General features: G+C 31.6%; 11 protein-coding genes. 6 read left to right on the top strand and 5 right to left on the bottom strand.

All coding sequences use genetic code 11. The features are described 5' to 3' along the window. Window positions 1-20: 20 nt before the first annotated feature. Together HUE53_RS09375 and HUE53_RS09370 are read left to right on the top strand one after the other, a co-directional pair. Complete coding sequence (locus HUE53_RS09375) at window positions 21-773, top strand: nucleotidyltransferase domain-containing protein (RefSeq protein ID WP_014164741.1); 753 nt, start codon at window positions 21-23, stop codon at window positions 771-773. A 6-nt stretch (window positions 774-779) separates the two neighbouring features. Beyond that, complete coding sequence (locus HUE53_RS09370; RefSeq protein ID WP_107317317.1) at window positions 780-3,227, top strand: S8 family peptidase; 2,448 nt, start codon at window positions 780-782, stop codon at window positions 3,225-3,227. Here HUE53_RS09370 and HUE53_RS09365 read toward each other — a convergent pair. Then, window positions 3,216-4,241, bottom strand: a complete 1,026-nt coding sequence (locus tag HUE53_RS09365) for an AAA family ATPase (protein ID WP_014164739.1) — start codon at window positions 4,239-4,241, stop codon at window positions 3,216-3,218. The two genes, HUE53_RS09370 and HUE53_RS09365, sit on opposite strands and share 12 nt — an antisense overlap. Window positions 4,242-4,313: 72 nt before the next feature. On the opposite strand from HUE53_RS09365, the gene HUE53_RS09360 reads away from it, so the two are divergent. The 3 genes from HUE53_RS09360 (at window position 4,314) to HUE53_RS09350 (ending at window position 8,470) form a co-directional block, all read left to right on the top strand. Further along, window positions 4,314-5,372 carry a DNA polymerase beta superfamily protein gene (locus HUE53_RS09360; RefSeq protein WP_192188435.1) on the top strand — a complete coding sequence of 353 codons (1,059 nt, stop codon included), beginning with the start codon at window positions 4,314-4,316 and terminating at the stop codon, window positions 5,370-5,372. Window positions 5,373-5,441: 69 nt separating this feature from the next. After that, entirely contained in the window at window positions 5,442-5,975 is a 534-nt protein-coding gene (locus tag HUE53_RS09355) for an ExbD/TolR family protein (RefSeq protein WP_014164737.1), read from the top strand. Window positions 5,976-7,168: 1,193 nt separating this feature from the next. Continuing rightward, entirely contained in the window at window positions 7,169-8,470 is a 1,302-nt protein-coding gene (locus tag HUE53_RS09350) for a slipin family protein (protein WP_014164736.1), read from the top strand. 66 nt (window positions 8,471-8,536) lie between these two features. Here the strand turns inward: HUE53_RS09350 and fabD are convergent, their stop codons facing one another. Then, on the bottom strand, window positions 8,537-9,406 hold the full coding sequence (gene fabD, locus HUE53_RS09345) for an ACP S-malonyltransferase (RefSeq protein ID WP_065213763.1): 870 nt from the start codon (window positions 9,404-9,406) through the stop codon (window positions 8,537-8,539). A gap of 132 nt (window positions 9,407-9,538) precedes the next feature. Between fabD and HUE53_RS09340 the strand changes: the two genes are divergently transcribed. Further along, window positions 9,539-11,164 (top strand): hypothetical protein, encoded by a 1,626-nt coding sequence (locus tag HUE53_RS09340; protein ID WP_192188434.1) that lies wholly within the window; start codon window positions 9,539-9,541, stop codon window positions 11,162-11,164. 676 nt (window positions 11,165-11,840) lie between these two features. Here HUE53_RS09340 and pruA read toward each other — a convergent pair. The 3 genes from pruA to HUE53_RS09325 all read right to left on the bottom strand — a co-directional run bounded on the left by pruA (window position 11,841) and on the right by HUE53_RS09325 (window position 15,304). Continuing rightward, entirely contained in the window at window positions 11,841-13,466 is a 1,626-nt protein-coding gene (gene pruA / locus HUE53_RS09335; RefSeq protein WP_192188433.1) for an L-glutamate gamma-semialdehyde dehydrogenase, read from the bottom strand. A gap of 134 nt (window positions 13,467-13,600) precedes the next feature. After that, entirely contained in the window at window positions 13,601-13,987 is a 387-nt protein-coding gene (gene apaG / locus HUE53_RS09330) for a Co2+/Mg2+ efflux protein ApaG (RefSeq protein ID WP_014164732.1), read from the bottom strand. 69 nt (window positions 13,988-14,056) lie between these two features. Then, the gene (locus tag HUE53_RS09325; RefSeq protein ID WP_014164731.1) at window positions 14,057-15,304 is read right to left on the bottom strand and encodes a type IX secretion system plug protein; all 1,248 of its coding nucleotides are present in this window, start codon (window positions 15,302-15,304) and stop codon (window positions 14,057-14,059) included. Between the last annotated feature and the right edge of the window lie 78 nt (window positions 15,305-15,382).

The raw sequence follows: 15,382 nt of genomic DNA, 5'->3' as shown, positions 1-15,382 counted from the left end.
TTTTATTAAATTTGAGAAACATGCAAACAAATATACTAAACAAACTAAAAGAAATCGAATTAGAAAAAGGAGTAGAAATCCTCTATGCGGTCGAATCAGGCAGTCGTGCTTGGGGCTTTGCCTCACCCGATAGTGATTATGACATTCGTTTTATCTACAAACACGATTTAGACTATTACCTATCCCTTTGGGAACAACCTGATACCATCGAGTTTATGACCACCGACAATTTAGACGGTAGCGGTTGGGACTTACGGAAAACCGTAAGGTTATTAGCAAAATCCAATGCACCTTTGTTGGAGTGGTTGTCTTCGCCTGTGGTGTATTATGAAAATGAAACATTTATAAACCAAATGCGAGCCTTGGCAAAAGATTGTTTTTCGCCAGTGGCGTGTTTGCATCATTATTTGGGAACCACCAAAAATTTCATGGAAGTATGCCAAGCCGAAGAAGTAAAACTCAAAAGTTATTTCTACGCTTTGCGTACGGCTCTAGCAGGAAAATGGATTATAGAAAAGAACCGTTTTCCGCCAGTAGATTTTATGGAATTATTGCCTATAGCACCACATAACCTACAAGAAAAAATAAAAGAATTAATGCAAATAAAAGCCAACCAAGACGAAAAGTATTTGCACCCAAAAGAGGTTTTGATTACTGATTTTTTGCAGGAAACGGTGGTTTTTAACCAAGAACATGCGAATAGTTTGGGAAGTGGTGAGAAGATGGCGGAGGAATTAGATGGGGTTTTTAGGGGAATGATAACTTATAAATAGATTTTTATGCCAAATAAAAAACATTTAAGACTTCTTTCAGAACAACAATTGGAAAAGGTCATTCGTATGAAGTTTAGCCCTTTTTATGTAAAAGAAAATGAAGAAGAAGAGGAAGAGTCAAAAAACTATTACCATGTAGCGCAAACGCTAAGAATAGATAGAGAAAGATTCTTTGCAAATCTTGCTATGAAAAATGATAGAAGAAGTAAAACATTAAATGTTCCGCATTATATAGACCATGTATTATTTACATTCCAGGGACAATTTGTAATTAGTGATTTTTTCAAAATATATTATAATAATTTTGGTTTAGAAGCAGTAGCATTTTATGATTTTGGGAAAAAAGGGCTATTTGCAATTATTGACCGTGTTAAGTTTAAAGTATTTTTAAATGAAGTACATAAATTCATTCAAAAAGAATTAGAACACAAAACAGAATTGGAATATGAAAATTATGTATTGTATATTGCTTCATTCAAATTATTACAAATAAGAGAAATTGTAAAATTTCGTTTAGATCAAATGCAAGGTTTGGTCTATTTATCATTAATGAATGTACCATTAAATTATAGGTTAAAAACGGACATTCTAAAAAGATTATTTACCTATTTAGATGATAAATCAATAGTATTCAAATTTGACGAACCTAATGATAGATTGGAATTAAACAATCCTACACCTGAAATTCTTCAAGAAATTATCGAAAACTTTGATATTATTGAAAGCGCTACAAATTCAGCTTTCACTACTGTTCGCCCAGGAGAGTTTAATACTGTAACACGTGAGCAAGGTATCAATATAGTTAATGCAAATGAAGATTTACCAATTATTGGAATCATAGATACTGGAATTAGCTCAACTTCAGCAATTGCTCCATTATTGATTAATGACAGAACTTTTACATTAAATGGAGACCCATTTATTGATACAGCAAATTTTCAAAGAAATGGTCATGGTACACCAGTAGCGGGTTTAGCTACTTTAGGTAAAATCAATCATCTTAATAAACTTAACCAAGATGTCATCGCAGATGCTAAAGCATTATCAATAAAAATATCAAATAGCGGAACTGGTTTCATTTCTGAAATTGAATTAGTAAATATGCTTTACGAGGTTAAAGTCAAATATCCACAAATCAAAATATTTACATTAACAACTTGTTACGATAGACATAAAACAACAAACGAAACTTTTTCAGATTATACTTTTCTATTAGATAAGTTTGCTTATGAAACGGATAGTTTAATATTCATTTGTACAGCGAATAATAATGATGCTATTAATGATAATAGTTCTTACGATTTAGGATACTTTCATTCTGAAAAAACTAATATATGTACACCTGCCGATAGTATGAATAATTTAACTGTAGGAGCAGCAGCAGATAATATCGCCAATGGACCATTTTGTGGGATTGCAGATGGTAAAGAATTTCCATCCTTATTTTCAAGAAAAGGAAATATAGATTTAAGCTTAATTTTTTCAAGAAACAAGTCCAACAAAAATTATTTCAAACCAGACGTAATTGAAAGTGGGGGTGATTTAGGTTACTATAATGCAACAAGTTTGGATTATATGGATGATGCAATGATTGATTTAATTTCTGCAAGACCTGAAATCGGATTATTTAAAGACGTGGGAACCAGTTTTTCGACTCCATTAGTAGCCAACATAGCGGCTAAAATTCAAAAACAATATCCAGAATTACACCCACAAACAATAAAAGCTTTAATAATTAATTCAGCTTCGTTGAATAAGATTCCTTTTGATGCTTCGGTTTCAAAACTAAAGAATCGTGTTGCAGGGCATGGCTACATTGATAATTTCAAAAGTCTTTTTTCAAATGAAAATTCTGCAACATTAATATTGGAGGACAATATTTGTGATGACAAATTAAAAGTCTATCCAATCAATTTTCCGCAATACTTAACTCAAACCGATTTAGGAAAACAAAGAGGTATTGTAAAAGTTACTGCAACGCTATGCTTTAGCTTTTTACCATTAAAAAATAATCAACTGTCTTACAATCCTATACATATTGCTTTTTCAATTTTCAAAAATCACGAAGCGGAAGATATAATTAAGTCAAATGTTGAAGTAGATTCTAAATTAAAAGCAGGATTGACTTGGTCACAAAATGGAAGATATAAATCAAAACCAATTCCATATGCTAACACTCAAAAATTAGAATTAAATGTAAACGTTAGTGACTTAGTAAATGAAGAAAATACATTCAAATTGGCAGTTCATTGTTTAGTTACAGACCAAATTATTGGAGAATTACCAGCAGGTTATCCAAAAGAATTTCCATTTTCATTAGTAATTAATATCGAAGAAACAACAAGAAATCAAACAGGATTACTATATGATGAAATACAAGTTGTTAATAATCTTGAAGTAATTGGAGATTTAGATGCAGATACTACAATTGAAATAGATTCATTAGATGTTTAATGAATCTATTTCAATTGCTATTAAATTTTTCCAAATAGTAGTATCTATATAAGTAACTAAGCTTTTTGATTGTCCAACAGAAGCAAATAATGATTTTTTTATAGCATTAATCAAAGTCTTTTGAATACTATAGTAAGATAATCCTTTGCAGTCCTTAATAATTTTAGTTACTTCACTTTTATTCTTAAAGGCAAACTTTCCATCTTTTAGAGTAAGATTGATAAGCTCCTTGATTTCTTTTTCCGTTGGCAAGCTAAAAGTGATAATGTTATCAAAACGTCTCAACAAGGCATCATCTAACATGTCTTTTTGATTGGTAGCAGCTATAACTATACTACTTTGTGGTAAATAGTCAAATAATTGTAAAATAGTATTTACAACACGTTTCATTTCACCATGGTCTTGACTATAATCTCTAATCTTACCTATACTATCAAATTCATCAAGGAAAATTATACAATCTTCCAAAGCTGCTTTTTTAAATATCTTAGATAAGTTTTTACTTGTTTCACCAAGTTTAGAAGATACGACGGCTCCTAAATTAAGAACAATCATCATTTTCTTTAATTCACCAGCAATAACATAAGAAGCTAATGTTTTTCCACAACCAGATGAACCATGTAACAACAATTTATTGGATACAGGTAAGTTAAATTGTTGAAGTAAATCAAGCCTATGGTGTTCCTCAATAAAAAACTCAAGTTCTTGCTTTACTTTATCTTCAATCACAATGTTAGACAAAGAATAATCAGAAGTTATCTTCTCCAAAATTAAATCTGAAACTTCTTTGTCTTCTAATCGATTAAAATATTGGTCACTACCTACTTTAGTTATACTGTTATGTTTTTGTAAACGAATAGAATCTTTTAAAATAGATTGTAATTGAATAGCAAAGTTTAACTTCTTAGTGTTTTTAGAGTGTTCAATCAATTCGTTTAATACAGTCAATAACTTTTCCTGATCGTTTTCTAGACCATATTTAGCAATATCCTTTATGTAATCAAATTGACTCATTATTACAACAAAAGTACATTTTTTTTATAAATAGGTTTAAATTTGATTAAAAAATAAGAATCTAAATTACCAATGACCATCCAAGACCTCCGCTCCCAAAACCTCATCCTCCTCGAAGTCATTTCGGGAAGTAAATCGTTTGGGTTAGACACACCCTCATCAGATACCGATATCAAAGGCGTATTTTATTTACCTAAAGACAAATTCTTTGGGTTGGAATATATTCCGCAAATTAGTAACGAAACCAACGATATTGTGTACTATGAATTGGGTAGATTTGTGGAACTGTTGCTCAAAAACAATCCGAATATTCTTGAAATTCTAGCCACTCCAGAAGATTGTATTTTATACAAACATCCTATCATGGAGCAATTACGATTAGAAGACTTTTTATCTAAATTGTGCAAAGACACATTTACAGGTTATGCCATAACTCAAATTAAAAAGGCAAAGACCCTTAAAAAGAAAATCGTTAACCCAATGAAAAAAGAACGAAAATCATTGTTGGATTTTTGTTTTATACTACAAGGTCCTACTACAATTCCGTTAAAAGAATGGTGCAAAACCAATACTTTTTTACAAGAACATTGTGGCTTACTCAATATCCCCCATTCAAAAGGAATATATGCCGTTTTTTATGACAAAAATCAAACCTTTCAATACAAAGGAATCATAGCAAACGAAAGGACAAATAAACTCCTCCTTTCCCCTATTCCAAAAGAAGAAAAACCAATAGGCTACTTATATTATAATCAAGAAGCCTATTCAGTGTACTGTAAAGAATATAAAGCATACTGGAACTGGGTAGAAAAACGTAATAAGGCACGTTATCATGCAAATGAACAGCATGGCAAGCATTATGATAGTAAGAACATGATGCACACCATTAGGTTATTACAATCCGCATTACAAATAGGTAAAACCGCTCGTCTTACGATTCGAGTTAGTAATAGGGAAGAATTATTAGCCATAAAAACAGGATCAATTAATTATGATCAATTAATGCAATCCGCTGAAACTCTTTTACAAGCCATAGAAGAGGTTTATGATAACGTAAATTTGAAAGAAAAACCTAATTATAACCAAGCAGAAGACCTACTTATTAAAATGCGAAATACACTATATACCTAATTTTTTTAGATTTTTTTAACAATTAGGTACAGTTCTTGTTGTAGACATACTAACTAAAAACAATAGATTATGAGCGAAACAAGAAATTCCTTTGGAAGAAATCCTATAACTCGTAAATGCCAAAATCGTAACCCAAGAGTAGACCTTACTGCTATGGTAAGTATTTCTTTTTTATTAATTGTGTTCTTTATGTTGACCTCTTTTTTATCACGTCCGAACGGATTAAGTTTAGGAATGCCTAGCAAAAGAAAATGTATTTATGATAGATGTCCAACCACTGCCTATAATAGAGAATGTACCATATTATTAAAAGAGGATGCTATTATTTTATATCAAGGTCTTTTAGAATCACCTCTTGAAAAACCAAAAAGGTTTTCATATAAAAATAACGGTTTAGCAAAAGAAGTAATGCGTAAAAACACTCTCATACAAAAACAATCGGGTAATTCTAAAAAAGGACTTATTCTTTTAGTAAAATCATCTAAACAATCCAATTATGGAAATTTAGTGCACGTATTAGATCAATTAACGATAGCTAAAACAGCTATTTATAATGTTATGGATATTACACCGGCAGAAGAACTATTTTTAAAAGACAAATAAACTTCGCTTTTTTAAAAATCATTATACATCTGCTCTATAAAAACCTCAAAACAATCCATCTGTTTAAACAAATTGGTCCTAAAACCATATTAAGGATCTATTTCATATACCATCAAACAGATATTCAAATGTTTTGAATCTACGGCATTATAAACAATCCTTTTTAAAATAAAAATATTCCCAGCGTCCTCACCAAAAGGACGCTTTTTTTATACTGAAAGTCTACCTCATCTATACTTATAAAAGATACATACAAAACACGAATAAGTTTCTTTTAATACCTAGTTTACTCCTGTCTTAAGAATATATATATTATTATTCTAGCCCTTGCTTTTAATCTAAAAAAGAACCTATAGAACATTATTTAAAAACTACGCAAAATAATTACGTAGTTTGTTTTGAATCTTTGTTCAACGAAAAAAGTTCTTAGAAATATAAAAAATATGTATCAAAATATCAAACAAGTCCAGTTGGGTGTTTCTGTATAGCACTAATGTGGTAAGAGTTACGCTTGCTGCGTATTACAACTTACTATGCAACTTGATTTGATGGTTTAAGTATTTGCCAAAAAATACTGATTTTGTAGGTTCGAATCCTATTTCTTCCTTTAGCTGAAGAATGGCGGATTCTGTAATCAAAAGCATCGGTTCGAATCCGATACGCAATTCATTGCGTTAGCTCAGTTGGTTAGAGCACTACATTTTTTATGTAGCATTATTGAAAGAGTAGGAATCTCTCTTTAAAAAGATTCTCAATTCAAAAAAATGTTCTGAACGGAACAAGTTTATACCTCTTTATACAATTTATCCAATAAATAGGTATAAACACTTTAGAAAAAGCTTGAATTAGGCACGTTTTTACGGAACGATTGATTAGCTTTTAGATTAAAATGTATGCTTTTTTTAATACAAAAAAAGAGTACTAAAATAATTTGAAACCTTTTAAATGAGGACAGTAAAACTACTTATTTCCGCTTTGATAAAAGCCCTTCCGTTCAAACATTTTTAAACCCATATTAAAAATTTATTATAGATAAAATGACTTTGGATTAAAAAAATACTTCATTTTTTATCTTCAATGTAGTAACACTACAGTTGCGGAAAAAAATCTGTGCCTTTTTATTCTTTGCCCTTTTGTCTTCATTATAAAATCCAATACATCATCTAAGTCAAACACAGATAAAAAAATAAAATATGATACAAAAAATTAACATCAAAACCTTTCAAGTAGGTTTGGTTTTTAAAAATGATAAACTAACAAAAGTCTTGACAGAAGGAAAACACTTTTTGTTTGGAACACAATTACAAGTACTCTATTTTGATATGCGCACTCCGTTTGAAACCACATGGGATCTAGATCTTTTATTAACAAACGATTCCTTAGCTCAAATGTTAGAAGTGGTTGAGGTAGCGGATTATGATGTAGTATTGCAATTTGTTAATAAGAATTTTCAAAGTGTTTTAAAAAAAGGAAAATACGCTTTTTGGAAAGGAATTTACCATTATCAGTTTATGACTTATAACATGATGAATGAGTTTATACCGCCAACGAATTTAGATTTGTTATTAGAACATCCAGATTTAGCAACTTTACTAAATATAATAACAGTTAAGGATAACGAAATCGTTTTGCAATACGTAAATGATAATTTCAAAGAAGTTTTAACCGCTGGTAAATACGCCTTTTGGAAAAGTTGTACCCAATATGATTTTAAATGGTTTGATTTGAATGCAACTGAAACGATTGAAAAAATAGATAAAAAATTATTAGAGCATCCTAAAATAAGATCCTTTGTTCAAAAAATAGAAGTTTTAAATTATGAAAAAGGCTTATTATTTATTAATGGAAAATGGACTGAAGTTTTAGAATCTGGAATTTATAATTTTTGGAACAACGGAAATCTATTAGAAGTAAAAGTAGCAGACCTCCGTCAACAACAAATGGAAATTTCAGGGCAAGAAATACTGACTAAAGACAAAGCAAATTTAAGAATTAACTTTTTTGTGAAATACCAAGTTACAACTATTGAAAAAGCCTTAATAGCTAATAAAGATTACGAAAAGCAATTGTATATTGTAATGCAATTAGCCTTAAGAGCGTACGTAGGCGGATTTACCTTAGATGAATTGTTGACTAAAAAAGAGGAAATCACACAAACTCTTTTAGTAGAAACCAAAACAAAAGTAGAACCATTAGGCGTTGAAATTTTGGATGCAGGTATTCGAGATGTAATTTTACCAGGAGATATGAAAGAAATCATGAACCAAGTTTTAGTTGCCGAAAAAAAAGCCCAAGCAAACATGATTATGAGACGTGAAGAAACGGCTTCTATGAGAAGTATGTTAAACACAGCTAAATTAATGGAAGAAAACGAAATGTTATGGAAATTAAAAGAAATGGAATACGTCGAAAAAATAGCAGATAAAATAGGTGAAATTACGATTTCAGGAAGCGGAAATATTATAGGACAACTGAAAGAAATTTTTGTAAAATAATATATTCTTTACTATCACGCAAATATAAAAATTAGCGTGATAGTTTTCAGCCATAAGAGGATACGATTAAGCAGAAAAAGTGGCTATTTCTTTATTGATTTTGTTTACTAATCCTACTAATACTTTGCCTGGCCCTACTTCCGTAAAACTAGTTGCCCCATCTGCAATCATCTGGTTTACAGACTGAGTCCATTTGACAGCACCTGTTAACTGAGCAATTAAGTTCTTCTTAATTTCAGTTGGATCGCTTACCGCGTTAGCCGTTACATTTTGATATACAGGACAGGAAGGAGTATTAAAAGGAGTTGCCTCAATAGCCGCGGCTAATTTTTCTCTTGCAGGTTCCATCATAGGAGAGTGAAAAGCTCCTCCTACAGGTAAAATTAAGGCTCGTTTTGCACCTGCTTCTTTCATTTTCTCACAAGCTATTTCTACAGCTTTTAATTCGCCTGAAATAACCAACTGCCCAGGACAGTTGTAATTAGCAGCAACTACCACACCGTCTATAGAAGCACAAATATCCTCAACAACGGGATCTTCTAGGTTTAAAACCGCTGCCATTGTAGAAGGAGTAATTTCACACGCTTCTTGCATAGCTAAGGCACGTTGCGAAACTAATTTTAATCCATCTTCAAATGACAATGTTCCATTAGCTACTAAAGCAGAAAATTCGCCTAATGAATGCCCTGCTACCATATCAGGTTTTACATCTAAAACTTTGGCTAAAATGACTGAATGTAAAAAAACAGCAGGTTGCGTTACTTTCGTTTCTTTTAATTCTTCTGTAGTCCCTTCAAACATAATGTCTGTAATACGGAAGCCTAAAATTTCATTCGCTTTTTCAAATAATTCTTTCGCTAATTCGGAAGATTCGTATAAATCTTTACCCATTCCGGTAAATTGTGCTCCTTGACCTGGAAAAACGTATGCTTTCATTAAAATATTTTTTTATGTTTAAATGTAGAATTATTGAAAATAATTCGAAACAAAAATACATAAAATTATTGAAACCAATTTTTGTAACTATTCTCTATGAATTGCGTCTAACAGCTAATCAAAAAAATGTGTATGAATCATTTTATAAAAGGATTTATCCTAATTGTATTGGGTTGCCTACTTGTTTATTTTAATTTACCAGTATTAAATTACGGTTTTGTTGAACTTCCTTTTTTACTTTTAATTTTAGTTTTTGTATGGATGATTCTTTCTACAAAACTTCAGATTTCTCGCGATGGAAAGCAAGTTAAAATGATAAATCTACCTTCAAGTATATGGTTGTATGTTATAGGAATACTGTTAGTATATCTATTTATATTCCCTATTTTTAGTTCCCGTTTGATACAAACTAAAAAACATCAAGAATTAATAGGTAAAGTAGCTAATGGCGATAAAATTTCAAAACATATAGCCCCTATTTCATTAAATGAAATTCGTGTAGTAGATGAAGATCTTGCCTATTTATTAGGCGAAAAAATACTAGGCTCGCAACCTGCTTTAGGAAGTCAAGTACATTTAGGCGAATTTTATATTCAAAAAATAAACAATAAATTGTACTGGGTTGCTCCTTTACTTCATTCTGGTTTTTTTAAATGGTTAAATAATACAGAAGGAACCGCTGGTTATGTAATGGTTTCAGCAACAAATGAACGCGATGTACAATTGGTACAAAATAATAGTGGAAAACCTATTAAAATTAAATATCAACCAAGTGCTTATTTGGGCAATGAAATACGCAGACATATTTATTTTAATGGCTATACGTCTACTGGATTAACAGATTTTACTTTTGAAGTAGATGATACAGGAAAACCATTTTGGGTGGTAACTAAATATGATAAAAAAATAGGATTTACGGGAAATGATGCTACTGGTGTCTTGGTAGTAGATGCACAGACAGGCATTATAAAAGAATATACTATAGCCAATACCCCTCAATGGGTAGATCGTATACAACCCATTGGCTTTATTGAAGACCAATTAAATGACTGGGGCGAGTTAGTACATGGCTATTGGAATTTTTCTAATGCAGATAAACTAAAAATTACCGAAGGGATGAGCTTAGTGTATGGTAAAGATAATAAGTCCTATTGGTACACGGGTTTAACTTCTGTAGGAAAAGATGAATCATCTGTAGGGTTTGTATTAGTAGATACTCGTACTAAACAAGCTACATTTTATAAACAAAGTGGAGCAACGGAATTTGCCGCACAAAATTCAGCCCAAGGAAAAGTACAGGAGAAAGGATATAACGCGTCATTACCTATTCCGTATAATATTAACAATATCCCTACTTACGTTATGACGTTAAAAGATAGAGGCGGTTTAGTAAAAATGTTTGCTATGGTTTCTATTCATGATTATACTATTGTTGGCGTAGGAAATACGATGCGTGAAACTCTAATGGCTTATAAAAATGCTTATAATATGTCAGGTGATGGGATAAAATTAGAAACCGCAACAGATAAAAAAACGGTTAAATCCGCAGTAACTCGTATACAAAACGATGTGAAAAATGGCAATAGTTTTTACTACTTTACCATACAAGGAGAAAATAAAATATTTATTGGTTCTTCACAGTTGTCTAATCAATTACCCATTACACGCGTAGGAGATCAAGTAGAAATTACTTATGATGCAGACAATGAAGAAGTCATAGATGTCTCTAGTTTTAAAAATTTTTCGTTAGAAAAATAAAGAATAACTCCAAACAGAGTAATATTACAACGTTTAATTTTTGATTTCAATCTTAAGGAGAACTTAAGCGATCCGAGTTATCATCTGATTAATTTTGGCGGTTCTCCTTTGGCTTGTCTAGGGAAAAATGAGGAATGAAGTTTCAGAATTAATAGACTCTTTTAAAACGGTCTGTAATTTAAAAGACTAATAAACACTATTCTCCCATGAAGTATTTTTCATTAGGATTCTTGTCATCCCGACATAAGGAGGGATCCGATAAAGTGAGCAACGCAACGTTTTTTTTTAAAATTCTGGTTATGATACTCCCCTTTCATGAAGTGTTTTTGATTGGGATTATGCGACTCCTCCTACCGTCGGAGTAACAAATGGGGCTGAAAATAAAACCTAAGAGGTTAAAATAACATTATCTCATTTTTTAAAATTTCATCATAATATCCTGTCTTTTCGGAATTAGAAACAGGGTCAAAAACTACCGTTTGGGTCTTTTTTACTCGCTCTCGTAGAATTTTAAAATGAAATCTTAAAAAGTGGGTGCCTAAAAGTAATCGTTTAACGTCTAGCTTGTTACTTCGGCGACAGGAGAAGCACATTATTAGTACTATGTAATTTCTCCTTTTAGTGTCGAAATAACAAGATTGCCCTCTTTTTTTAGGACACCCTCTTTTATGTTTGATTATCCTAAGAAAGGATATCTATAATCTACTGGTGTTACAAAAGTTTCTTTGATTGTTCTAGGAGAAACCCAACGTAATAAGTTTTGCGCAGAACCTGCTTTATCATTGGTTCCAGAAGCTCTAGCTCCTCCAAATGGTTGCATTCCTACTACTGCTCCTGTTGGTTTATCATTAATATAGAAGTTACCCGCACAGTTTTGCAACGCTATTGTGGCTTCTTCAATGGCATAACGACAACCACTGAAAACGGCACCTGTTAACGCATATTCTGAGGTAGCATCTACTAATTTTAAAGTATCTGTCCAAGCGGCATCTTCATATACATAAATAGTCAATACTGGACCGAATAATTCGGTTTCCATAGTTGCGTATTTTGGGTTTGTTGTTAAGATAACCGTTGGTTCTACGAAATATCCTTTTGATTTATCATACCCTCCACCAAAAATAACTTCTGCATCGGCATCAGCCTTAGCTTGGTCAATATATTTGGCTAATTTATCAAATGATCCTTCATGAATAACTGCCGTTACAAAGTTGGAGAAATCTTCTGGCGAACCTTGCTTGAATGTTGCTAATTCTTTGCCCATTTCTTCTTTGATAGCAGACCATAAAGAAGCTGGAAAATAGGCTCTTGAAGCGGCTGAACACTTTTGTCCTTGAAATTCAAAGGCACCACGTAATGTATTAGCTACTACTTGTTTTACATTAGCTGTAGGATGTACTAAAACGAAATCTTTCCCTCCGGTTTCTCCTACAATTCTCGGATATGTTTTATAGGTATGGATGTTTTCTCCGATTTTCTTCCATAATTCTTTAAAGATAAACGTAGAACCTGTATAGTGAATACCCGCAAAATCAGGAGAGGCTAATATTGTGTCTGTTACCATTACAGGATCACCAAAAACGACATTGATTACACCGTCTGGCACGCCTGCTTCTTTAAAAACATCAATGATTATTTTTGCTGAAAAAACTTGGCTATCGGATGGTTTCCAAACTACTACATTCCCCATTAAAGCTGCACTTGCAGGCAAATTAGCCGCAATAGCTGTAAAGTTAAAAGGGGTAATAGCATATACGAACCCCTCTAACGGACGGTACTCTACACGATTCCATACGGACGAATCAGAAGCGGGTTGATCTTTATAGATTTGCACCATAAATTCTACATTATAACGCAAGAAATCTATTAATTCGCAAGCCGCATCAATTTCGGCTTGATGAATTGTTTTGGATTGTGCAATCATAGTAGCTGCATTAATTTTTGCACGGTAAGGCCCTGCAATTAATTCAGCCGCTTTTAAAAAGATAGCCGCTCTTTGCTCCCATGCCATGTTAGCCCATTTTGTACGGCTTTCTAAAGCATTGGTAATAGCTTTTTGTACGTGTTCTTTCTCTGCTAGATGATAGGTTCCTACTACATGTTGGTGATCATGTGGTGGAGTCATATTGCGTGTATTACCTGTACGAATTTCTTCGCTACCGATATATAGAGGAACATCTACTTTTGAATTCCACATTTCTTGATAAGCTGCTAATACAGCAGCTCTCTCTGGAGAATTTGGAGCGTACGATTTTACGGGTTCATTAACCGCTTTTGGTACGTTAAAAAATCCTTTAAGCATTGTATTTTTATTGTTTAAATTATACGTTCATTTTATGTAATACTAACAAAAATACAAAATGCCTTTTAAAAAAGGCATCGTATCTCTTTTTTTTTAAATTTTATAAAATTAAACTGTATTTTATGTACACCAAACTAACTTAGCGCAAAAGGTGCATTTAAGTAAAAAACAGGTATTACAACATTAAATTTTTTTGTAGTAGCAAAATTAATCATCGTAAAATATCCTGTCATACTACCATGTGGGGAAGAAAGTAGACATCCTGAACTATAGGTATACTTTTCTCCTGACTTGAGTATGGGTTTTTCTCCTACTACTCCTTCTCCTTCTACGGTTTCGTGATAATTGAGTGCATCGTATATATCCCAATGACGAGATAGAAGTTGTACTTGGTCTTTACTATGATTTTCTATGGTAATATGATATGAAAATGCAAAATGCACAGACTGGTTTTTGAAATAAGTTCCTTCAAAAATTGTCTCTACCGAAATTTTGATCCCTTTTGTAACTTGAGTAACCATTTTACCTTTTGTTGTAAGCGCAAATTTAGCAAAAAATAAAAACATCTTTGTTTTTAATATTTGTTAAATTTAATTAGTAATATTTTGTGAACTTGCTTCTCCTACGCCTATTATTCGATCAAAACGTTCTCCGTTAGCTCGATAATATACAAAAACCTGGTATTTATTTTCTGTTTGATAATAATTTCCGTCAATGGCGTTCTTATAATCTATTTGATTTTTTGGGTTTATTAAGGTATAATTATAGTTTACAAATCCTTGTTTAATCATAATGGCTTTTTCATACATTTCTTTACTTGCATTATAGTCCATTTTGTTTTCATCTGTCATTTGATAATTGTTAAATAAGCCTGTTACATAAATAGTGGCATCTTTTGGATAATTAGGTGCAAATAAGGAAAAGTAAACCCAAGTATAATCTGTTTCTACATCATTATTGTCTCGTGCAAAAATGTTTCTATTCTGAAAAATTCCGTTGATATCAGGAAAAAAGGTATATCCTTTATCTTTTCTTACTTCATTAGAATATAACAAGGTTTTGTACAAACCTGAATTTGAATCTACCCTTGCTATATTGTTGGTAGGTGTTTTTATGTCTTTATTATCGTAATAATAATATTCATTTCCTGCCCAAAATTGTGTTTCAGCGTTGTAACGATAGATCAATTCATTACCAATGGTATATTGTGGTTTTATATTGTATTTAGCCGTATTCCATCGCCCATTTTGAATGAGTGCAATTTTTATATTTTGTAATGGATTTTGAAAAAGGATATTTTTAGATTTTATGGCAAATTCAACATTGTGTTTTTCTGCTATATCATTTAGAGTCCTGGAGCGTTTGATTTGAATGGGGACTTCTACTCTTTTTTCATAAATTATAAACTTTCTTGAAAAGATTATTTCTTTATTTTTATTTAAAATAGAAAGTATGTAATTCCCGCTTTTTATAATTTGACAAAAATTATTCGGAAAATTCAAACGATAATGGGAATAACCTTGTAGGGTATTGAATGAATTTTGATAGTCTTGAATTCGTTGATTATCATTCCCATTTAAATATTCATTTCTAGTTAGATCGGATATTTCCCAATCGTAATTGCAGTGAGTTAAGGTAAAATAATAGTCTTCTTCATTCCCGTGTAAATCATCAAAACTAAATTCAAAATCTTCTCCTAATTCAAAAAAAGGAAACACTACATGATCCCCTTGTTTAAATGCAATGGTTTTAATATTAAATGGCGCAACATTTTCAACTAGTTGACACCAAGCACAATGATTAAAAAGCAATACTATGAAGAGGGAAATTGATTTCATGGTTTATGGTTTAATTAAAACTACATTAATTTGCATAATTGGAAACTAAATTACTATTTTAAACCTATTATTGTTTAA

This window comes from Flavobacterium columnare, from assembly GCF_014844295.1.
In the GTDB taxonomy this organism is placed as follows: Bacteria; Bacteroidota; Bacteroidia; order Flavobacteriales; family Flavobacteriaceae; genus Flavobacterium; species Flavobacterium columnare.
This window is presented reverse-complemented; position numbering and strand designations above follow the sequence as displayed.